The sequence below is a fragment of the Flavobacterium sp. GW821-FHT12A05 genome, from assembly GCF_058807735.1.
The window spans coordinates 695,895-717,708 of record NZ_JBXAQY010000002.1; the positions used below are offsets into that span (position 1 = coordinate 695,895).

Consider the following 21,814-nt stretch of genomic DNA (forward strand, 5'->3'; position numbering starts at 1 on the left):
AAAATCTAATAAAATGTTATTTTTTTAAATTTTGAAACTGATAATAAAATGCCGGAATAAACAAAAGCACAAATATAGGCTGAATTATAAATCTGCGTACGTAGAAAAGAAGCCAGGTGTTTTCAGGAAAATAACCAACTATTATAAAAAACAATGCGAAAAGTATTATCGCAAAAAAACCGTATAGGAAGATACTAAAGCTCAAGACTCCTTTATCTCTAAAAAGCGTATAAATTAAAGCGAGTGACAAAACTGTATTTAAAACAAAACGAAATACCAGATTGTAAAAAAGCTTAAACGATTCGATTTTGGGCAAAGGCAAATTTTTAGCACTAGATTCAAAATATTCTAAAAATGGATCGTAGAACAACGATTTTTCAAAAGCTCTTATTAAACCAAAACAGAAAACAATTAGCACTGAAATGAAAATTTTCCCTTTTTGTTCTTTTAATTTACTTAGCATACTTTGAGAATTTATTAACCCAAACAACCCATAAAAGAAATACAGAACCATAAATAGCTAATGGAAACAAAACGCCATGCAAAAAGTGTGATTTTTCAGGAAAATAAAATAACAGAACCGTTAACAATGCAATTCGAATTACGTTTAAAATATAAATAAAGACGATTCCAAACAAAATATAAAGTAATGTGGCTTTTAATTTACCCGAAAAAGCAAGCACAAAAGAGACGAACAAAATTGTAACACTCACAGCATTACAGCCCTCCACAATACGAATGATATTTTGGTTATTGAACCAAACTTCTAACCAGGGAGATGCAAAACTTTTTTGTACCTTAATATCATAATCAAACAACAGAAGTAATTGCTCGACATTACGGCCAACCCAATTTGTAACTGCATCAACTTCATCAGCTCTTAAACTGTTTAGATAAAATTTATACGCAACAGTAAGTGCAATATAAGCAGTAAAAAAAGTACCTATAAAAATTAAAAAAGGTTTGAATTGGAGTAGATATTTTCTCAACAGATTTTTTTTTCAAATTTATGTATTTTTTGAGTTTAGCTTTAAATACTTTTGTATAAAATTTTCAAATCATGACATTTCAAGAATTACAACCAAAAATAAGCACTATAGTATCTGATAACAATAAAGTTAGAGACGAAAAACTATTAGCTGTCTGCCAATTATTAAACGAAAATGTAGAATATTACAATTGGGTAGGATTCTATTTCGCCAACCACGAAAACAAAACACTTCATTTGGGTCCTTATGTGGGTGCAGAAACTGATCATACTGTTATTCCTTTTGGAAAAGGAATCTGCGGTCAGGTTGCCGAAAGCAATGCGAATTTTGTAGTGCCGGATGTTAAAGCACAAGACAATTATATCGCCTGCAGTTTAACGGTAAAATCTGAAATCGTAGTGCCGTTATTTGTAAACGGAGTAAATATTGGTCAAATCGATATTGACAGTCACGTTATTGATCCTTTTACAGAAGCTGACGAAAGATTTCTGGAGTTTGTAAACCAAGAAGTTGCTAAACTATTCTAAAAGCACTATTTTTAATATAAAAAATAGGTCTAAATGAATAGAACCATAATCCTCTTATTTCACCTTGTCTTTTCAGTAAGCCTATTTGCTCAAATTAATGTAGTCTCAAAGAAAATTTTTCTAGACTCATTAAATAATGAAACTGTGCCCGAAAACTACAGCTACACCAGAGTAATTACAAATTATTCTCAAAAAAGCGTTCGTTATGTTGTAACTGATTTTTACAAAAACGGAAGAAAGAAAATGACCGGAACAACTTTAGACAGAGATGTTTTAAAGAAAGATGGAGAGTTTATTTATTATTATAAAAACGGAGCAAAAGAAGCTGTTGTAAATTATTCTGACGATCATAAATCAGGTAAGGAGATTAATTGGTACGAAAACCAAAGTAAAAAATGGGAGAAACAAAATTCGTGGGATCCTAAAACCAAAAAGACACAAACTTTGATTCTAAATTTTTGGGATGAAAATAAAAATCAAAGTGTAGTTGATGGCGAAGGAGAATATGAAGAAACCGATAAATTCATAACGCAAAAAGGAACTGTTAAAGCCGGATTGAAACAAGGTGTCTGGCAAGGAAATGACCTTGCGCGTAAAATCACATTTACAGATAATTATGATAAAGGAATTTTAGTTTCGGGAACAAGTATAGATGCAAACAATATAAAACTGTCTTATTCGTCTCAAAATGAAAAACTAACCGGTAAAAAAGTCTCCAAATCATTAAAATAGAATTTCTTACAGCCTTATTTTTAGATTCTTTTATTTTTTTTTGATTTTTCTGTTTTTTTAATCTAATTTTGCACCCGTCTTACAAAAGTTGTAATGACATACATAAAAATCATTAAATAATATTGGAATGTATTTAACTAAAGAAAAGAAAGAAGAGATTTTCGCACAACACGGTGGTGCAACAAACACTGGAAGCGCAGAAGGTCAAATTGCATTGTTCACTTACAGAATTTCTCACTTAACTGAACACTTGAAAAAAAATCGTCACGATTACAACACTGAGCGTTCTCTTGTACTATTAGTAGGTAAAAGAAGAGCTTTGTTAGATTACTTGAAAAAGAAAGAGATCAACAGATATCGTGAGATTATCAAAGTATTGAATATCAGAAAATAATCAATATAGAAAAGAGGTGCGAGAGTGCCTCTTTTTGTTTTTACATTACAAGCATTTTACAAGAAAAAAAGTTTGGTTTTTCATTGGGTTTTAGAAACAACAACTACACACAACAACAACTACAACACAACTAAAACCCATTGTATAACCAATAAGGAAAAATTATGATTCCACAATTATTTGTAGAAAAGATCGATTTAGGTGATGGCAGAAGCATCACAATCGAGACAGGTCGTTTAGCTAAACAAGCTGACGGTTCTGTAGTAGTAAGAATGGGCGACACGATGATACTTGCAACAGCAGTTTCAGCTCGCACTTCTAACCCTGGCGTTGATTTTTTACCATTAACGGTAGATTACCGCGAAAAATTTGCTGCCGCTGGTCGTTTCCCAGGAGGTTTCTTTAAAAGAGAAGCTCGTCCAAGCGACAGCGAAGTATTAACAATGAGATTAGTAGACCGTGTTTTACGTCCGCTTTTCCCAGACGATTACCACGCTGAAACACAAGTTATGATTCAATTAATGTCTCATGACGAAACTGTTATGCCTGATGCTTTAGCTGGTTTAGCGGCATCTGCAGCATTAGCTGTTTCAGATATCCCTTTTTATAACTTAATTTCTGAAGTACGTGTTGCACGTATCGACGGAAAATTTGTTATCAACCCAAGTAGAGAAGACTTAGAAAAATCTGATATCGATATGATGATTGGAGCTTCTATGGATTCTGTTGCAATGGTTGAAGGTGAAATGAAAGAAATCTCAGAAGCAGAAATGGTAGAAGCTATCAAATTTGCTCACGAAGCTATTAAAGTTCAAATTGCTGCTCAGCAAAAACTAAGAGCAGCGATTGGCGCTCCAGAATACAGAACATACGAAGGTGAAATCGAAGACGAAGCTGTTTACGCAAAAGTAAAAGCTGCTGCTTACGACAAATGCTATGCAATTGCACAAGAAGCTTCTGGAAAAAGCGAAAGAGGCGAAAAATTCGCAGCTGTAAAAGACGAAGCTAAAGCTTTATTTACAGAAGAAGAATATGCTGAAAACGCAGATCTAGCTGGTTTAGTAGGGAAATATTTCTACAAAACAAACAAAGAAGCTGTTCGTAATGTAATCCTTGAAAAAGGAATTCGTTTAGATGGTAGAAAAACTACAGAAATCAGACCAATTTGGTGTGAAACGGATTACTTACCAAGAGTTCACGGTTCTTCTTTATTTACACGTGGAGAAACTCAAGCTTTGGCAACTGTAACTTTAGGAACTTCTAGAGAAGCAAACCAAATCGATTCTCCGTCTGAACAAGGTGAAGAAAAATTCTACTTACACTATAACTTTCCTCCTTTCTCTACTGGTGAAGCAAAACCATTAAGAGGAACTTCAAGAAGAGAAGTTGGTCACGGTAACTTAGCTCAAAGAGCATTAAAAAATATGATTCCTGCAGATTGTCCTTATACAATTCGTGTTGTTTCTGAAGTTTTAGAATCTAACGGTTCTTCTTCTATGGCAACTGTTTGTGCTGGAACTATGGCTTTAATGGATGCTGGAGTTCAAATGGTAAAACCAGTTTCTGGAATTGCTATGGGATTAATTACTGATGGAGAGAAATTTGCTGTATTGTCAGACATTTTAGGTGATGAGGATCACTTAGGAGATATGGACTTTAAAGTAACCGGAACTGCAGATGGAATTACTGCTTGTCAAATGGATATCAAAATTGACGGATTACGTTATGATATTATGGAGCAGGCTTTAGGTCAGGCACGCGACGGACGTTTACACATTTTAGGAAAATTAACTGAGACAATTGCAGCTCCAAGAGCTGACGTTAAAGCACACGCACCAAAAATCATTACCAGAACTATTCCTGGAAACTTTATTGGAGCATTAATTGGACCTGGTGGAAAAGTAATTCAAGAATTACAAAAAGCTACTGGTACAACTATCGTGATTAACGAAGTTGATGAGCAAGGTGTTATTGAAATCTTAGGTACAGATCCAGCTGGAATTGAAGCAGTATTGGCAAAAATCCAATCTATTACTTTCAAACCTCAAATGGGAGAAGCTTACGAAGTTAAAGTAATTAAAATGCTTGATTTTGGAGCTGTAGTAGAATATACTGCTGCCCCAGGAAACGAAGTATTGCTTCACGTATCTGAACTTGCTTGGGAACGTACTGAAAATGTTGCCGATGTAGTTAAAATGGGAGATGTATTCCAAGTAAAATACTTAGGAGTTGACCCTAAAACTAAAAAAGAAAAAGTGTCTAAAAAAGCACTTGTGCCAAGACCTCCGCGTGAGGACAAAAAAGAGTAATCAGATCTTAGTTTACTAAAGGTTTATTTATAGAAAACCCCAATTCATTTATTTGAGTTGGGGTTTTTCGTTTTTCAAAACGTACCGTAATGTTAATATTATACATTATTTCATGAAGAAAATGTAAAAATTATAAAAAAAGAGGGCAAAACTTACATTTTTTTAAAGAAATAAAATATCTTTAACCTACCAAAAATAAATTTATTAACCCTAAAACCCCTATTCATGGAAGCAACCCTAGAATCAACGCGTTATAAAGTTGTTCAAAACACAAGAATTAATACCAAAGAATTTACGTTTGAAGACACAAACCACCTTCAACACCCCTTACCTCCACTTGTTTCGGTAGAAAGCTACATTAGCGCAGGAGGACTACCTACATTAAAGATTAGAGCTACTTTATACATAAACTCTGAATTTACCCAAAATCCTATCGTTTCAGTTCCCACACTAAAAGGCACAACTCTTGAAATTTATTTCGATTACGATTATACTGAAGACACTCCTGAAACTTGTGATGTTTGGTACGTAGAAATTAATTATTACTCTACTGACGTAACTCAAATAGAAACAGTTATCGCTTATCTTAGAAATGTTGACCCAGAAACTTCTAGAGGAACAGAAGTAAATGTAAAACCCTAAGATTATAATAACTTAGAATGAGATGGTAAAAAAAATAAATGTCCTTTTTATTTTACTGACAATATTTACAACAAATTATGCTCAAGTAAAATCAGAAAATGATTTATTAAAAACTATACTTCTTAAAAAATCTTTTGAGTTTAAATCAGACTATAATTTTGTTAAGTCCCAATCTTTTTTTCTAAAAAAGGATTGGGATTCAACTCTCATTTACTCTATGAAGCAAATAACTTCTGGTTCTGCAAAAGAACTTTTAGATTATAGCCATTTTTTTAGAGGAGTAAGTTTTTATCAAAAAAATCTATATAAGGAAGCGAAATATGAATTTCGTTTAGTCTCTAATAGTTTTATTTTTTCAACTTTAAACAAAATTTATTTAGCAGGAACTCTTTTTCAATTAAAAGAATTTACAAAAGCGATTCAGCATTATCATGAGGTTTTAAAATTACCTGAAATACAAAAACAAAATTATAGTTTAGCAAAGACCTATGAAGGATTAGGAAATACTTATAGCTTTTTAAAACAATTTGATCAAGCCGAAATATATCTTTTAAAAAATCTATTGATAAAAGAAAAAACTCACATTGAACTTTACAATGCTTACAATAGTCTGGCAAATTTGTATTACGTTCAATATAAAGATCAACAAGCAATACCATATTTTGAAAAAGCCCATTTACTTTCTAAAAAGATCAGCGATTTTCATATAAAAAGTGTTGCTTCAAAAAACATGGCCGCAGTTGAAGAAAACAGAGGCAATTACAAAAAAGCTTTAGATTACAGAAAAGAAGCAGAACAATGGAAAGATTCTTTAAACAATCAAAATAAAATCTGGGCAGTTGCTGATTTTGAGAAAAAATTTGCTGTAGCTCAAAAGCAAAAAGAAATCAAAGTTTTACAAGTAGAAAACAAATTAAAAAACACACAGCGTAATATTTTCTTTTTCTCGGCAACGGGACTTTTATTGGTATTAACAGGAGGAATATATTTATATGCCCAAAAAGTAAAAAATGGCAAAACGATATTACGTCAAAAAAACAAACTCGACGAATTAAACGCCACCAAAGATCAGTTGTTTTCGATTGTCAGCCACGATTTACGCTCCTCGGTAAATGCTTTAAAAACCAGTAATTCTAAATTATCAGCCACGCTGGAAACAAAAAATTACGACGAATTAAATCAATTAATTATTCAAAACAGCAGTATTGCAAATGGCGCTTACAGTCTTTTAGATAATTTATTGCATTGGGCTTTATTACAAACGAAGCAGCTTTATTTCAACAAAGAATCAGTTCATTTATTTTCTATCATACAACAAATCGAATTTAACTATAAGCCTTTATTACTCGACAAAGCTATTACATTCGAAAATCAGGTTTCAAAAAGCATCTTTTTATTTGTTGACCTTGATTCACTTAAAATTGTTTTTAGAAATTTATTAGATAACGCTATCAAGTTTTCTAAAGAAAACGGACAAATTACCTTTTCTGCAAATGAAATCGATGCTGATTTCTGTCAGGTCATTATTCAGGACACAGGAATTGGAATGAGCAGAAATACTATTGATGAATTGCTTCAGGAAGGCGAATTACTAGCCAAAAAAAGCAATTCGGAAATCATTGGAACCGGTTTAGGTTTGCAATTGTGCAAGCAGATGATTAAGAAAAATGGAGGAACATTTGAAATAGAAAGTGAACTTAATAAAGGAACTAAAATGATATTAACTTTCCCTAAATCTAAATGAAATGGACAATATTAATGTTTTAATTATAGAGGATACTCCTGAACAAAGTGATGCTCTTGCAAAAGTATTGCTTCAGAATAATTATAACGTAGCAGGAGTGGCAAAAAACTTCACAGATGCATTAAAGTTATTTTACGAAACTTCTGTCGATGTAATAATTATTGACGTTTTTCTAGAAGGAAAACCAGACGGAATAACCTTTGCTGAATCGATTAATATAATACCGCAGGCATCGAAACCTTTTGTATTTTTAACCAGTTCTCAGGATCGTCAGATTTTTGAACGGGCAAAACTTACCAAACCTTTCAGTTTTTTAATGAAACCTTTTAATGAACTGGAAATTTTGTATGCTATAGAAATGGCTGTCGAAAAATTTTATGAACAGACAAATGTATTTTTAAGCGAGGAGCAAAATACGGTTATCAGCAACGATTCATTATTCATCAAAAAGAAAAATTCTTTAAAGAAAGTAGCCTTAGAAGATATTCTTTACATTGAAGTCGAGGAACGTTACTGTAACATTATTACTGAAAAAGAAAAATTTGTAATCTTAATTTCATTGACCAAAATCAGTGAACTTCTTGATAAAAGTAAATTCATAAAAACACATCGCAATACAATTGTAAATACAGATAAAATAGAAGAAATTTTCCTTACTGATAATCTCATCATATTAAAAGGAAACCATCGAATAAACCTAAGCGATACATATAAGGATTTCATAAAAAACATGAACATTCTATCGTAACGGTAAGAATTTAAAATATTCCATCACAGAAAAATCCTCTTTAAACAAAGAGGATTTTTTGTTTTTTGAAGCAAAAAGTTTTAAACGATAAGCAAATTCACATATTTCGTGACATAAAATAAGGCTTTCATGACATTTTCATAACAATAGCCCCAGATCAATTTTACTTTTGATCTACCTAAATCAAAATAGTATAGATGAAAACAGCCACAGTAAAACAACCGGAAATGAAAATTTTACCAACTTTAAAAAAAATAAAAAACAATCCCTGGGTTGGTATTGCGGTTTCTTTAGCTATTATCATTCCTAGTTTATATAAAATACTAGATGATGTAACCGTTTTAAGAATAGAATATTTTTTACTTGCCATTTCTTTTCCATTATATATAAAATCGTTAAAAAAAATATTTGATCAAATTCTGGATAGTTCAGATGACTTTTATGAATAAACAATATTAAAGATAATTTTTGCCCAAAATTCTTTTATGTAAAAACCCTAATTCAAACTAATGAATTAGGGTTTTGTTTTTTCAACAATCATCTCTTAAAATATTAGCTATAATTCTCAACAAATACAGGAAACGCAAACATATTACTACAATTTAACACAAAAACATAAACTTTGTTATATTTTTTTTTAATACATTTGAGATCGACCAAAACAAATCATTTAAACCAGTTAATCCTTTGAAAAATTCTCAAAAAAAGGCTATATATCTCCTGATATTTAGCATGTTATTGAACGTTTCTTATTTATATTGCCAATCTAATGACAAAGCCTCGTTGTATGATTATTTTGACAATGCTGTCGGAAAAGACAATTTAAGCATTAATAATGGTGTTCTTCACAGTGAACCATTTCGACCAATACCAAACGCACACAGATACTATTTAAACGAATTTACTGTTGGAGATATAAGCTTTGACGGCGAAATCTATTCCAACTCCAATCTTAAATACGATATCCTGGATGATCAGGTAGTTTTTAAACAAAAAGATCAAACAGATAATCTGGCAATTAATCTTGTAAAGGATAAAATTGATTATTTCTTTATTAAAGACAAAAAATTCACCTATCTAAAATCTGAAACTATTAAGTTTCCCAGCATCGTAAATGGCATTTACGAAGAGAGTTATATTGGGCCCAATGTTTCGCTTTACATCAAACACAAGAAAGAAAAAATAAAAGTATTTCAATCTGATATCGTGCATTATAATTTTATATATAAAACAGAATACATCTTTAAATACAACAACTTTTTCTACAAGGTCGATTCAAAAAAAGACATAAAAAAACTCTTTCCAGCCTTTAAAAAAGAAATTAATGATTACTACCAAGCTGAAAAAAAGTTAGAACAATCAGATAAAAACCAGTTCATGCAAAATCTAACAAAACAAATTAATAGTTTTTTTAAAAAAAGTTCTAACTAAATGAAAAAAATTACGCTACTACTATTTTTATTGACCTTTCAGAACCTTATTTATTCTCAAATTATTAGTGATAAAGTTTCTGTAGAATTTAAAAATGCTAATCTTAAAACTGCCATTCAAAACATAGAACAAACCTCTTATTTTAAGTTTTATTTTGACGAAAAATGGATGGAGTCTGACAGTACCTCTATAACAAAACAATTTAAAGAAGTTCGAATTGCCGAAATTCTCGAAGACATATTTCAAAATACCAGCATTAATTATTTCATCGCCGATAATAAAATTATATTAACTAACAATAGTATTATATATAATGAACTTCCGGATGATTATTTTGGTATTCCTCTTGAAAAAGACGAAAATGGTGTTGCTGTTGTTCCTATATTTTATCAGCAGTACGATTCTTTAAAAAAGACAAATACTCGAAATCCTAATAAAAATATGAGGGACCTCATACTTATTGGAAAAGAATCAAAAGGTCAAAAAAAGAAAACTTACACCCTTTCCGGATATATAAAAGGCGGAAAAAACAAAGCTGGAATTGCTAATATTATGGTGAAAGTTCCAAATACCGAATTTTCTACCGTAACGGATAAAGACGGACATTATAAACTACAGGTTCCTCCAGGAATCAGCACGGTCGAAACTGAAACATTTGCTTACGACAAAGTATCTAAAAAGATCATGGTTTATAATGACGGAACATTAAACTTTAATCTCGTTGACAATGTAAATCAACTAGACGAAGTTTTAATTAAAACCGCGAAAAGTAAAAATGCAAAAGCCGCCATTACCGGCGTAACCACAATTGATGCCGAAGGAATTAAAAATGTTCCTCTTGTATTAGGAGAACGCGACATTCTTAAAGTAGCCTTAACTCTGCCGGGTATAAAAACTGCTGGAGAAGGTTCTTCTGGATACAATGTAAGAGGCGGAAAAGAAGACCAAAACTTGTTTTTACTGGATCAAGCTGTTTTATATAATCCGTCGCACTTTTTCGGATTTTTTACAGCATTAAATCCTTATACAACTAAAAAAGTTGACATTTATAAAGGAAGTATTCCTGCCGAATTTGGAGGAAGATTGTCATCTGTTTTCGATATTACATCAAAAACAGGTAATTTCAATAAATTTGAAGGTGAAGGCGGTATCGGACCTGCTACGAGTAACGTCATGATTTCTACTCCTATTGTTAAAGGAAAATCAAGTCTTGTTGCCGGAGGAAGAGCCAGTTATTCTGATTGGATTTTAAAAACATTGGATGACGAAGATTTAAAAAATAGTCAGGCTTCATTTTATGATATCATCTTAAAGTACAATCATAAATTTAATGCCAACAACGATATTGAAGCTACGGCTTATTACAGCCATGATAAATTCAGTGTATCATCAGATTCATTGTACAAATACAGCAACAGACTGGCAACATTAAAATGGAATCATACTTTTAATGAAAAAAATAAAGGTTCTTTAATTTTAACCAACAGTGAGTACAAATTCAATATTGATTATCAATCGCCAAGCGTAAATTCATTCGATTTTGGATATAAAATTAATGATACACAGGCAGCTCTAAAAATGACTTACTTATACAGTGAAAAACATAAAATTTCATACGGTATATCAAGTAAATTATATGGTATTAATCCAGGATATTTAAGACCCGAAAATCCGGAATCTACCTTAATTCCTATAGAAATTGACAAAGAAAGAGGCATAGAATCTGCGGTTTATATAGGAGATAATTTTAAAATCACAGATAAACTTTTACTTGATTTTGGATTACGTTACTCTAGATTTTCTGCATTAGGAAAAGCTTCACAGCGCGTTTATGAACAAAACCTGCCAATTAGCGATGCAACTGTTGTAGAAACAAAAGAGTACAAAAACAACGAAGTAATTAAAAGTTACGGCGGATTTGAACCAAGAGTGGCTGCACGTTATTTCTTAACAGATGATTTCTCTGTAAGAGCAAGTTATGACAAAACATATCAGTACATTCATTTATTATCAAATAATACAACACAGTCTCCAACTGACATCTGGAAACTTTCAGATTTAAATGTTAAACCAGAAGACGCACAGCAGGTTTCATTAGGCTTTTACAAAAACTTAAAGAACAATGAGTACGAATTAAGTCTGGAAGGTTATTACAAAAAATCGAATAACATTTTAGATTATAAAGTTGGTGCTGAATTATTATTAAACAAAAATATAGAAACCGAACTTTTACAAGGTAAAGGTAAAGCATACGGAGTTGAAGTTTTATTAAAAAAGACAGAAGGACGTCTTAACGGATGGTTAGGATATACTTATTCAAGATCATTAATTAAATTAAACAGTCAGTTTAATGAAGAAAAAGTAAACAACGGAAAGTTTTTTGCTTCTAACTTTGATAAGCCTCACGACTTTAGTGCTGTTTTAAATTACAGAATTACAAAACGTTATAGTTTTTCAAGTAATTTTGTTTACCAAACAGGACGCCCAATTACATATCCTATTGGAACTTATGATTACGGAAATGCACAGTATACCGTATACAGTGATCGTAATAAATTTAGAATCCCGGATTATTATAGATTAGATATTGGTCTTAATATCGAAGGAAATCATAAAATAAAAAAATTAGCTCATAGTTTTTGGAATATATCAGTATATAATGTTTTAGGAAGAAACAACCCTTATTCTGTATTTTTTGTAACAGACAAAGGACAGATTAAAGCTTATAAAACATCCATTTTCTCTATCCCAATTCCTAGTATAACTTATAATTTCAAGTTTTAATATCATGAAATATTTTCACAAAATATCACTTTTCCTGGTTCTTGCATTAGCACTAACTGGCTGTACTGAACAATATGTTTTTCAGAATACTGATTTTGAAAGCGCACTTGTTGTAGAAGGAACCATTACAAACGAATTAAAAAATCAAACCATAAGAGTTTCTCAGGTTTATCAGTTGGAAGAAACAGGCCCTAGATTTGAAAAAGGCGCAAATGTTTTTATAACCGATGACAAAGGAAATGAATACCAGTTTGAAGAAAAAGATACCGTTTATGCCTCTATAACTGCTTTTAGAGCTGAGCCAGGAAGAAAATATCAATTAAAAATTAAAACAAGAGAAGGTAAAAATTACACTTCTGATGAACAGGTTTTAACTACCGAAACCAAAATTGATAATGTTACTGCTACCGTTGAAAATGTTAACGGACAAAGAGGCGTTCAAATAAATGTAAACAGTTTTGATCCTGCTAATACTTCCAAATACTATAGATACGAATACACCGAAACCTATAAAATTATAGCACCAAGGTGGTATTTTGAAGAAGCTAGTGTAGTTACAATTCCTGCAAACCCAGGAAACCCTATTGAAGGAACACCGCCATCTCCAATGCAAGAAGTAGTTTCAGTAATGCCCAGAACTAAAGAGGCTAAAACTTGCTTTTCTACTAAAAAATCAGATGCTATAATTTTAAACAATACAAGCGGCCTTAGTGAAGACCGCGTACATTTTCCGGTACGTTTCATCAGCGATCAAAATTACATTATATCACATCGTTACAGCATACTTGTAAAACAATATGTTCAAAATTTAGCAGCCTATACTTTTTACAAAACATTGCGAGACTTATCAACATCCGGAAGTGTTCTTTCTCCAAAACAACCCGGATTCTTTTATGGAAACATAAAATCTGTCGAAAATCCTGAAGAAAAAGTAATTGGATTCTTTGAAGTTTCTTCCGTTTCTACTGAAAGAATTTATTTCAATTATGCCGATTTGTTTCCAAATGAACGCCTGCCTCCTTACTACGAATCTGACTGTGAGCCAGAAGAATATAAAGATTGCGATGGAGACCTTCCGTGTAGAGGACCAGTATTACGTTCTTTAATTCGTACAAAAGGTAAAGTTTTGTTTTCATGGAACTATGTCGATTTGTTTTATTTAGTAAAAACACCATGCGGAGACTGTACTTCTTTTTCATCTAACATTGTTCCTCCTTTTTGGGTAGATTAATTCTTTTTTAAATTATGAAACAATTTTCAATATATAATCCAGCCTTAATTTTGGACCGAACGAAACAATTTTTTATTTTAATATTACTGCTGATTTTTTCCTCGGTTTTTGCCCAAGGAAATAGCAGCGGTAAATTAACAACAGCATCTCAGGAAACTATTTTCCTCCATTCTAATACCACAACTTTTTTAACCGGAGAAACTCTGTTTTATAAAGTTTATTGTTTAAATCCGCTTAATAACAAACCTAGTTTAATAAGCAAAATAGCTTATATTGAACTGGTAGACAATGAGAAAAAATCATTTCAAAAAAACAAAGTATTTCTGGAAAAAGGAATTGGTTCTGGAGACTACTTTATACCTACAACTTTAAAAACAGGTAATTATAAATTAATTGCCTATACAAAATGGATGTTAAACAATCCTGATTTGCAAGCTTTTGAAATTGATATTTTTATTATTAATCCTTTTCAAACTCAGGAACCAAATGACAATGTAACTTTTGATATTACTCAAAAACACAGTACCATAACAGCTCAAAATTCATCTAATACTGCTATTCTTAATAATGAAAAAAGAATTGATTTTGAATTGGATAAAGAAAGTTATTATACGAGAGAAAAGGCCAGCTTAAAGATAAAATCGCTTACAGAATCTATTGAAAAAGGAAATTATTCTGTTTCTATTAGAAAAGTAGACCAGATCCCTACTTTAAGACAAACAACGCCGCAGGAGTTTGCATATAAAACAGCAAACAATTATTCTAACGATATTAAAAATACATTTACTTATATTCCTGAATTAAGATCTGAATTGATAACGGGTTCTATTACCTCTAAAACAAATTCTGATTTAAGTAATAAATCACTTTCGCTTTCATTACCGGGAAAAGAATATGTTTTGAAAATAGTAAAAACAAATGCTCAGGGAAAATTTGCCTTTTTATTAGATCAATACCCTAATTTTTCTAGTGCGATTATTCAGGTTCTGGATAAAAATCCAGATGATTACACGATTGCATTAGATCCGCTTCCGCAATTTGATACCTCAAAATTGCAGTTTACATCAAAGCTGAATCTAACGCCTGATCTTAAAAAAGAAATTGAAGATCGCTCAACTGCAAGCCAGATTCAAAATGGGTATTATCAAATTAAAAAAGACAGCTTAATGCAGGAAGCTGTTGTAAGTCCGTTTTTTAATACCATCGAAAAAACCTATGTACTTGATGATTATACTCGTTTTCCAACTCTAAAAGAAAACGTAGTCGAGGTAATTATCGAACTTTATTACAGACGCAATAATGGCAAATATGATTTACGCGTTAGAAATGACCATAAAGACTTAGAATCTTACGGTCCTCCATTAATAATGGTCGATGGTCTTCAAATTCAAAATGCAAATGATCTTTTTGATTATAATATGGCCAATGTAACTAAAGTAAGTCTTATATCAGAACCTTATGTATATGGTTCTGATTTATACGGCGGTCTTATTAGTTTTGAAACCAAAAACTATGATTTTGCAACAAACTATGTAAAGAAATATTTAAAGTCAACCGATATTCAAAGACCAAATCCGGAAAAAGTGTATTACACTCCAGATTACACTGCCGGAAATAATTTAAAAAGAATTCCTGATTATAGATATCAGTTATTATGGACACCAAATTTATCTCTGGACAAAAAAGAAGACACATTATCTTTCTTTACTTCAGATTTAAAAGGAAATTTTGAAGTTGTTCTTGAAGGTTTTACAGAAGATGGGAAACCGGTTTATGTTTCAAAAAACATAACCGTAAAATAAACACAAATAAATAAAAATCAATTATTTAAGATTTTATTTTTGATTTCCTAAAAAACACAAAAGCCTTAACTAAATAAAAATAGTTAAGGCTTTTTTCAAAAAAAATAAAATATTTTTAAAATAGTTGTAACTTTTTTGATACTTCATACGTATAATAACTTGTACACTTAAAAATTGAGGAGACAAATAACATGAGACAACTTAAAATCACCAAGCAGGTAACCAATCGTGAAACTGCATCGTTAGATAAATATCTACAAGAAATCGGAAAAGTTGACCTAATTACCGCTGATGAAGAGGTAGAATTAGCACAAAGAATAAAGGCTGGTGATCAAAGAGCTTTAGAAAAATTAACAAAAGCCAACCTACGTTTCGTTGTATCGGTTGCTAAACAATATCAAAATCAAGGATTAACTCTTCCTGATTTAATTAATGAAGGAAACTTAGGTCTTATTAAAGCTGCACAACGTTTTGATGAAACTCGTGGTTTCAAATTCATTTCTTATGCCGTATGGTGGATTCGTCAATCGATCCTTCAGGCTCTTGCAGAACAATCACGTATTGTTCGTTTACCATTAAACAAAATTGGTTCTATCAATAAAATCAACAAAATGTATGCGTTATTAGAGCAGTCTAATGAGCGTCCTCCTTCTGCTGAAGAAATTGCAAAAGAACTTGACATGACTGTAAATGACGTAAAAGAGTCTATGAAAAACTCTGGTCGTCACTTATCAATGGATGCACCTCTTGTAGAAGGTGAAGACTCTAACCTTTATGACGTATTACGTTCTGGAGAATCTCCAAATCCTGACAGAGAATTAATTCACGAATCTTTACGTACTGAAATCGAGCGTTCGTTAGAAACATTAACTCCAAGAGAGGCAGATGTTGTTCGTTTGTATTTTGGTCTTGGCGATCAGCACCCAATGACTTTAGAAGAAATTGGAGAAACTTTCGACTTAACTCGTGAACGTGTTCGTCAGATTAAAGAAAAAGCAATCCGTAGATTAAAACATACTTCAAGAAGTAAAATCCTTAAAACTTATTTAGGATAAATAATATAAATTTCAATATTTTAATTTTCAAATTCCAATCAACAAAATTGGGATTTGGATTTTAAAAATTGTAATTTTAAAGTAAACAACAGTTTGATTGACTGTTCGTTTTTTGATTGATGATTGAAACTCCGGCTGATTACCGGAGTTTTTTATTTTTTACTATTTAGCTGAAAAAGTTTTCTACCGCAAAGATCGCAAAGAATTACGCAAAGTTCGCAAAGTCTTTTGCTCTTTGTTTTGAAAACTTACAAAAAACACAAAGCTTTGCGAACCCTATTTCCTTAAATAATTTCAAACAAAAACTTTGCGAACTTTGCGTAATTCTTAGCGGACTTTGTGGTTAAACTACAATCCACAGCATAAAAAATTTATCTTTGTAAAAAAAAACAACACACTACAATGAAAAATACATTTATTGCTCCTTCAGTTCTTGCTGCCGATTTTGCGAATTTACAGCGTGATGTCGAAATGATTAACAACAGCCAGGCTGATTGGTTTCATATTGATATTATGGATGGAGTTTTTGTTCCGAATATTTCTTTTGGAATGCCGGTTTTGGAAGCCATTTCTAAACACGCCAAAAAATATATTGATGTACATTTAATGATTATTGATCCAGATCGATATATTAAAACTTTTGCTGATTTAGGTGCTAACGGTTTAACTGTACATTATGAAGCTTGTACGCATTTACACAGAACACTTCAGGCTATTAAAGCAGAAGGAATGAAAGCGGGAGTTGCGATTAATCCTCATACTAATATTGATTTATTAGAAGATGTAATAAACGATATTGATTTAGTTTGTATCATGAGTGTTAACCCTGGTTTTGGCGGACAATCATTTATTGAAAACACGTACGATAAGATTAAAAAGCTAAAAGCTTTAATTACACGCAAAAATGCATCCACAATTATTGAAATTGACGGCGGTGTAACCAGCAAAAATGCAAAACAATTAGTAGAGGCCGGAGCCGATGTTTTAGTAGCAGGAAGCTTCGTTTTTAAAGCCGAAAATCCAACAGAAACAATTGCAGATTTAAAAAGTCTTACTTCTTTTTAATTTTCAAAAACAAAAAAAAAGAAAAGTCCAAAAATAGTTTTGGACTTTTTTTTTACCCGAAGCCTACTTAGGATCAATCCAATAAGGATTTGCTTTAAGTTTCTCTACAACATATTGAATAACTTTCTGAGCTTTCAAACTATTTCCAGAGCTATCTAATGGCGGCGAAATAACGGCAATTCCAAATTTACCAGGACACACAGCCAACATTCCTCCTCCAACTCCACTCTTTGCCGGAAGTCCCGAGTTAAACAACCAAATTCCAGAATTCTCATAGAGGCCTGCAGTTGCCATTACAGGCAAAGTATACATTACTGTTGTCTGGCTCACCACCTTATTCTTGGTAATAGGATTAACACCTCCATTTGCCAACGTAGCGGCCATTACAGCAAGATCCTTTACATTTACATTCAATGCACATTGTTTTGTATAAAGATCTGTTGCTTGTACTGGATCAAAATATATTCTGCTATAAGCCAATAACAAATGCGCAATAGCTTGATTCCGCAAATTATCACCAGCCTCACTTATATAAACAGGACGATTTATCGAAAGCTGCCTACCGGCAAAGGCACTCTGAATTTTCTGGATTTCTTTCCATTTTGCTATAGAATCATTACCTCGAATAAGGCTCGTGGCCGCAATAGCTCCTGGATTTACAAGAGGATTGATTTTATCTCCTTTTTGCATTTCTACTGCAACAATAGAATTAAATGGTAATCCAGTGGCATTCACTCCTATCTTGTCTTGCAAAAACTGTGGTCCTTCTTGCTCAATTACTTTTGCCATAGTAAATACTTTCGATATACTTTGAATTGAAACCATTGAGGTTATATCTCCTTTTGTATATACAGCTCCCTCTGCAGTAACAAGTGCAATACCAAAAATATTGGGATCAACATTTGCCAGCTCTTTAATATAGTCAGCATTTTTTCCTTCTTTTAAATCTTTAAATTTATTAAAGGCGTCATTAAGAGTATTTTCTATGTTTTGTTTATTCAGTATTGTTTGGCTATAGCCGTGGTTTATGATAAAACCAATCATTAAACCAGCAAAAATTATTTGTTTCTTCATTTTAAAAAAATGCATTCTTATTTCTATTCTAAATTAATTTATGAATAAACAGTATTTAATTAAAAATCTTTACTGCTTTTTAGATTCTTAAGATTTGGGAAGAAGTCAATTCCAGTCATTTTTTCCAAAGTTTCAATAGGAACTACAAAATCGTAAATAGACTTGTCGCTGTCTTCATTTGGAACTAAAAAAGCAATCGCTTTATGTTCTTTTCCTGATTTGGCTAAAACAATTTTATAAAAATATTTAGGAACAGAAACCTTTTCTGTCCCTATTTTTTTGTCTGAATCTTTTAAAACACCTCCTGTTACTACATAAATATCATTGTATTTATCAGCCCAATAACGTGTTTTTTGTTCAATTCTATTCCAGATTCCGCTATTAAAATCATGTTTTTGAGGCGAAATATTCGAAGTATAAAAAGTATCATTATAAGCTTCTTCGCTAAACTCCATATCGCCCGCAGGACACAGATGGCCTTTATCATAACCTGATTTTTTATAGTTTCTCCAATCTGCAGAACCGGTTGTTACCTTTGGATCTTCAATAAAATACGGACGCTTGTAATTTCCATTTTTAAGATATTCTTTCTTCAATTCATACGCCACCCATTCTGCCTGCTCAAATTTTTCATTATAAGAAAGTGTGTAATATTTATGCTTCACAATTTGATTGGTAGTCGAAGTAGGCTGATAAGCCACCGAATATCCACCGGTAGTATTTTGATTTGAAACAAAAGAACTTTGCTCCTGTACTATTTCTGCTGTATTAACCGTATTTTCTTTTTTACAAGAAAGAAGCGCCAAACTAATCAAACTGCAGACTAAAATATTTTTCATAAATATCATTTTATTTTTAAACTAAAAAAACGCTTCAAAATTACTTAAGAAGCGTTTTTAATAACAAATTAATTCTTTAAAAATCTTTAAGATTTTACCAATTTATCTTTTTTCATTTTAGGAGAAACACCCGCTTTTACATAAGATTTAGATTGTAAATCATCTAAAACATTCAATGCTTCTTCAACATAAACATCTTTAGATAAAGCTTGGTGCCAAGCATCTCTTTTTTCTTTTAATGTAGCATCTTTACTCATTTCAACATCTTCATATGGCAATGATTTAAAAACTAAATTATTTTTATAATCAGAAATTGGTTTGTATTTCTTTCCTTCATTTTCAACTTGTTCCTGAGTTTGTTTAAAACTATTAATGTTCAAGCTGTATGTGTTTTCTTTATTCTTAACGTCGATCCATTTTGCGTTGTCTTCAATTAATTTAAATTGAGCACTTTGAGCAATTCTGTTTCTACTTTTCTCGATTGCTTTACTAAAGTTTTCGTTAGAAGTCCAAGTGCTGTAATCAGCAGGATCAATTTTATCCCATGGCATTGCGTTGTCGATATCACGCTCACCCATTTTTAAGTAAGCATAACGATCCGGCATCACAACATCACTATGAACACCTTCTAACTGCGTAGAACCACCATTAATTCTGTAGAATTTTTGACCTGTAATTTTCAACGCGCCTAAATCTCCATAATTTGCATTACGAACAAATTGATTTAAATCAAGTACATTTTGTACCGTTCCTTTACCATAAGTTTGTTTACTTCCAATGATAACACCACGTTTGTAATCCTGAATTGCAGCTGCTAAAATTTCAGAAGCCGAAGCTGAGAAACTATTCACCATAATTACTAATGGTCCGTCCCACTCGATTTTTTTATCTTTATCGTATAAAACTTCTTTTTTCTTTCCTGCAGATTTTACCTGTACAATTGGTCCATCTTCAATAAATAAACCAGCGATATCAACAACAGTAGAAAGAGATCCTCCACCGTCATCACGAACGTCAAGAACAATTCCGTTTATATTTTCTTTCTTCAGTCTTTCAACTTCAAGAGCGATATCTTTTCCGGCATCACGGCCATCTTTATTTTCAAAATCAATGTAGAATTTAGGAAGATAAATAACGCCGTATTTCAATCCGTCTTTTTCAACAATACTCGATTTTGCATAAGTTTCTTCAATTTCAACAACATCTCTGATAATTGAAATTACTTTAATACTTCCGTCAACTTTTTTAACCGTCAATTTTACTTCAGTTCCCTTATGACCTTTAATTTTCTTCACAACATCGTCAAGACGCATTCCAACTACATCAACAGGTTCTTCATTTCCTTGAGCCACTTTTAAAATTAAATCTCCTGCCTCAAGTTGTTTTCCTTTCCATGCTGGTCCGCCAGAAATTAATTCATCAATTTGAGTAAAGTCATTTTTCTTAGTTAATCTCGCACCAATTCCTTCTAATTTTCCACTGATGTTTACATCAAAACGATCTTTTTCTTCTGGAGCAAAATAACTTGTGTGTGGATCAAAACGAGCCATAATTGAATTTAAATACACTGAAAACCAGTAATCTTTATTCAAATCTTTAATTACGCTAAAGTTATCATCTAAAGATTTTAATGAACTTTCGCGAGTTTCTTTTTCTAATGTTTCAAAAGATTTTTCTTTATAAGCAGGATCTTTTTTCTGTTTTTCCTCTTCAATTTTTTGTTTTGTAACAAGAGAAGAAAGAGTAGATAGCTTAATTTGTTTTCTCCATCTTTCATTAATCTCAGTTAAGTTTTTTGCATACGGAAGTTTCTCATAATCCGCATTAAAAGTCTCATCTGTCGTATAGTTAAACGGCTGCGCTAAAATAGTTTTATAACGTTTTTTACTTTCTTCCATTCTTTTCATCAACCTTGTATAAGTCAGGTTAAAGAATGTCAGGTCTTTATTCAAAAATTGATCGTCCAGCATCAGCTCATATTGCTTAAATTCATCAATATCAGACTGCAGGAAAAATCGCTTCGAAGGATCTAATGCTTCGATATAATCTTTAAAAATACCTTTCGAAAATTCGTCATTTATTTCAGCCGGACTATAGTGTCCTTTCTCAATAACAAAAGCCAGTAATTCTAAAAGTGTCTTGTCTCTATTTGGGTCCGGATCATCGTTCTTGTCAGCATTTATTTTAAAAGCAAACAGGGTTAAAGACAAGCATAATACGGCTATAAGTATTTTATAATTTCTTTTCATAAACTTAATAATAGCATTCATCAAATTTTTTAATCTAAGTTACGGTAAAAACTATGCCAACATGCCAAGATCAGTATAATTTTTTGTTAAAGATATAAAAATGTTTGATGCCCAAAAGTCTTCTCGAATTTAGTTTACAATTTTTATTTATTTGTTAGTATTCTACCAAAATCTGTTACTACATTTGCTCTAACAAGCT

Annotated in this window: 19 protein-coding genes; 14 read left to right on the forward strand and 5 right to left on the reverse strand. The window is 31.8% G+C overall.

Annotation, left to right across the window (positions count from 1 at the left end):
• Window positions 1-16: 16 nt before the first annotated feature.
• Window positions 17-463, reverse strand: coding sequence for an exosortase F system-associated membrane protein (locus tag AC1RRQ_RS06325; protein ID WP_493022165.1), 447 nt, complete (start codon window positions 461-463; stop codon window positions 17-19).
• Entirely contained in the window at window positions 453-989 is a 537-nt protein-coding gene (gene xrtF, locus AC1RRQ_RS06330; RefSeq protein WP_493022166.1) for an exosortase family protein XrtF, read from the reverse strand. The genes AC1RRQ_RS06325 and xrtF overlap by 11 nt, the downstream gene beginning before the upstream one ends.
• A 71-nt stretch (window positions 990-1,060) precedes the next feature.
• Between xrtF and AC1RRQ_RS06335 the strand changes: the two genes are divergently transcribed.
• The 14 genes from AC1RRQ_RS06335 (at window position 1,061) to rpe (ending at window position 17,453) form a co-directional block, all read left to right on the forward strand.
• Window positions 1,061-1,516 carry a GAF domain-containing protein gene (locus AC1RRQ_RS06335; RefSeq protein WP_493022167.1) on the forward strand — a complete coding sequence of 152 codons (456 nt, stop codon included), beginning with the start codon at window positions 1,061-1,063 and terminating at the stop codon, window positions 1,514-1,516.
• Window positions 1,517-1,549: 33 nt separating this feature from the next.
• On the forward strand, window positions 1,550-2,248 hold the full coding sequence (locus tag AC1RRQ_RS06340; protein ID WP_493022168.1) for a toxin-antitoxin system YwqK family antitoxin: 699 nt from the start codon (window positions 1,550-1,552) through the stop codon (window positions 2,246-2,248).
• A gap of 127 nt (window positions 2,249-2,375) precedes the next feature.
• Window positions 2,376-2,642 (forward strand): 30S ribosomal protein S15, encoded by a 267-nt coding sequence (rpsO, locus tag AC1RRQ_RS06345; protein WP_007804772.1) that lies wholly within the window; start codon window positions 2,376-2,378, stop codon window positions 2,640-2,642.
• 164 nt (window positions 2,643-2,806) lie between these two features.
• The gene (locus tag AC1RRQ_RS06350; protein WP_493022169.1) at window positions 2,807-4,951 is read left to right on the forward strand and encodes a polyribonucleotide nucleotidyltransferase; all 2,145 of its coding nucleotides are present in this window, start codon (window positions 2,807-2,809) and stop codon (window positions 4,949-4,951) included.
• Window positions 4,952-5,176: 225 nt separating this feature from the next.
• Window positions 5,177-5,593, forward strand: coding sequence for a hypothetical protein (locus AC1RRQ_RS06355; protein ID WP_493022170.1), 417 nt, complete (start codon window positions 5,177-5,179; stop codon window positions 5,591-5,593).
• Window positions 5,594-5,810: 217 nt separating this feature from the next.
• Window positions 5,811-7,337 (forward strand): tetratricopeptide repeat-containing sensor histidine kinase, encoded by a 1,527-nt coding sequence (locus tag AC1RRQ_RS06360; protein WP_493022171.1) that lies wholly within the window; start codon window positions 5,811-5,813, stop codon window positions 7,335-7,337.
• 1 nt (window position 7,338) lies between these two features.
• Window positions 7,339-8,085 carry a LytR/AlgR family response regulator transcription factor gene (locus AC1RRQ_RS06365; protein WP_493022172.1) on the forward strand — a complete coding sequence of 249 codons (747 nt, stop codon included), beginning with the start codon at window positions 7,339-7,341 and terminating at the stop codon, window positions 8,083-8,085.
• 197 nt (window positions 8,086-8,282) lie between these two features.
• Entirely contained in the window at window positions 8,283-8,534 is a 252-nt protein-coding gene (locus tag AC1RRQ_RS06370; RefSeq protein ID WP_493022173.1) for a hypothetical protein, read from the forward strand.
• A gap of 238 nt (window positions 8,535-8,772) precedes the next feature.
• The gene (locus tag AC1RRQ_RS06375) at window positions 8,773-9,516 is read left to right on the forward strand and encodes a hypothetical protein (RefSeq protein WP_493022174.1); all 744 of its coding nucleotides are present in this window, start codon (window positions 8,773-8,775) and stop codon (window positions 9,514-9,516) included.
• Window positions 9,517-12,300: a TonB-dependent receptor gene (locus tag AC1RRQ_RS06380; RefSeq protein WP_493022175.1), complete on the forward strand. Its 2,784-nt coding sequence runs from the start codon at window positions 9,517-9,519 to the stop codon at window positions 12,298-12,300.
• Between the two features lie 4 nt (window positions 12,301-12,304).
• Window positions 12,305-13,531, forward strand: a complete 1,227-nt coding sequence (locus AC1RRQ_RS06385) for a DUF4249 domain-containing protein (RefSeq protein WP_493022176.1) — start codon at window positions 12,305-12,307, stop codon at window positions 13,529-13,531.
• 14 nt (window positions 13,532-13,545) lie between these two features.
• Entirely contained in the window at window positions 13,546-15,333 is a 1,788-nt protein-coding gene (locus tag AC1RRQ_RS06390) for a hypothetical protein (RefSeq protein WP_493022177.1), read from the forward strand.
• Between the two features lie 191 nt (window positions 15,334-15,524).
• The gene (locus tag AC1RRQ_RS06395) at window positions 15,525-16,388 is read left to right on the forward strand and encodes a sigma-70 family RNA polymerase sigma factor (RefSeq protein ID WP_007804760.1); all 864 of its coding nucleotides are present in this window, start codon (window positions 15,525-15,527) and stop codon (window positions 16,386-16,388) included.
• Between the two features lie 402 nt (window positions 16,389-16,790).
• Complete coding sequence (gene rpe, locus AC1RRQ_RS06400) at window positions 16,791-17,453, forward strand: ribulose-phosphate 3-epimerase (RefSeq protein ID WP_493022178.1); 663 nt, start codon at window positions 16,791-16,793, stop codon at window positions 17,451-17,453.
• 63 nt (window positions 17,454-17,516) lie between these two features.
• Here rpe and glsA read toward each other — a convergent pair whose 3' ends face one another.
• The 3 genes from glsA to AC1RRQ_RS06415 form a co-directional block, all read right to left on the reverse strand.
• Entirely contained in the window at window positions 17,517-18,527 is a 1,011-nt protein-coding gene (gene glsA / locus AC1RRQ_RS06405; protein WP_493022179.1) for a glutaminase A, read from the reverse strand.
• A gap of 59 nt (window positions 18,528-18,586) precedes the next feature.
• Window positions 18,587-19,366, reverse strand: coding sequence for a DNA/RNA non-specific endonuclease (locus AC1RRQ_RS06410; protein ID WP_493022180.1), 780 nt, complete (start codon window positions 19,364-19,366; stop codon window positions 18,587-18,589).
• Between the two features lie 86 nt (window positions 19,367-19,452).
• Window positions 19,453-21,636, reverse strand: a complete 2,184-nt coding sequence (locus AC1RRQ_RS06415) for a carboxy terminal-processing peptidase (protein ID WP_493022181.1) — start codon at window positions 21,634-21,636, stop codon at window positions 19,453-19,455.
• Window positions 21,637-21,814 lie beyond the last annotated feature (178 nt).

Bases quoted from the DNA above. Each gene is read 5' to 3' on its own strand.
- AC1RRQ_RS06380 (WP_493022175.1), top strand. From the start codon at position 9,517: ATGAAAAAAATTACGCTACTACTATTTTTATTGACCTTTCAGAACCTT.
- AC1RRQ_RS06410 (WP_493022180.1), bottom strand. From the start codon at position 19,366: ATGAAAAATATTTTAGTCTGCAGTTTGATTAGTTTGGCGCTTCTTTCT.
- glsA (WP_493022179.1), bottom strand. From the start codon at position 18,527: ATGAAGAAACAAATAATTTTTGCTGGTTTAATGATTGGTTTTATCATA.
- AC1RRQ_RS06350 (WP_493022169.1), top strand. From the start codon at position 2,807: ATGATTCCACAATTATTTGTAGAAAAGATCGATTTAGGTGATGGCAGA.
- AC1RRQ_RS06415 (WP_493022181.1), bottom strand. From the start codon at position 21,636: ATGAATGCTATTATTAAGTTTATGAAAAGAAATTATAAAATACTTATA.
- AC1RRQ_RS06370 (WP_493022173.1), top strand. From the start codon at position 8,283: ATGAAAACAGCCACAGTAAAACAACCGGAAATGAAAATTTTACCAACT.
- AC1RRQ_RS06360 (WP_493022171.1), top strand. From the start codon at position 5,811: ATGAAGCAAATAACTTCTGGTTCTGCAAAAGAACTTTTAGATTATAGC.
- AC1RRQ_RS06395 (WP_007804760.1), top strand. From the start codon at position 15,525: ATGAGACAACTTAAAATCACCAAGCAGGTAACCAATCGTGAAACTGCA.
- AC1RRQ_RS06335 (WP_493022167.1), top strand. From the start codon at position 1,061: ATGACATTTCAAGAATTACAACCAAAAATAAGCACTATAGTATCTGAT.
- AC1RRQ_RS06325 (WP_493022165.1), bottom strand. From the start codon at position 463: ATGCTAAGTAAATTAAAAGAACAAAAAGGGAAAATTTTCATTTCAGTG.
- rpe (WP_493022178.1), top strand. From the start codon at position 16,791: ATGAAAAATACATTTATTGCTCCTTCAGTTCTTGCTGCCGATTTTGCG.
- AC1RRQ_RS06365 (WP_493022172.1), top strand. From the start codon at position 7,339: ATGGACAATATTAATGTTTTAATTATAGAGGATACTCCTGAACAAAGT.
- AC1RRQ_RS06340 (WP_493022168.1), top strand. From the start codon at position 1,550: ATGAATAGAACCATAATCCTCTTATTTCACCTTGTCTTTTCAGTAAGC.
- AC1RRQ_RS06385 (WP_493022176.1), top strand. From the start codon at position 12,305: ATGAAATATTTTCACAAAATATCACTTTTCCTGGTTCTTGCATTAGCA.
- rpsO (WP_007804772.1), top strand. From the start codon at position 2,376: ATGTATTTAACTAAAGAAAAGAAAGAAGAGATTTTCGCACAACACGGT.
- AC1RRQ_RS06355 (WP_493022170.1), top strand. From the start codon at position 5,177: ATGGAAGCAACCCTAGAATCAACGCGTTATAAAGTTGTTCAAAACACA.
- AC1RRQ_RS06390 (WP_493022177.1), top strand. From the start codon at position 13,546: ATGAAACAATTTTCAATATATAATCCAGCCTTAATTTTGGACCGAACG.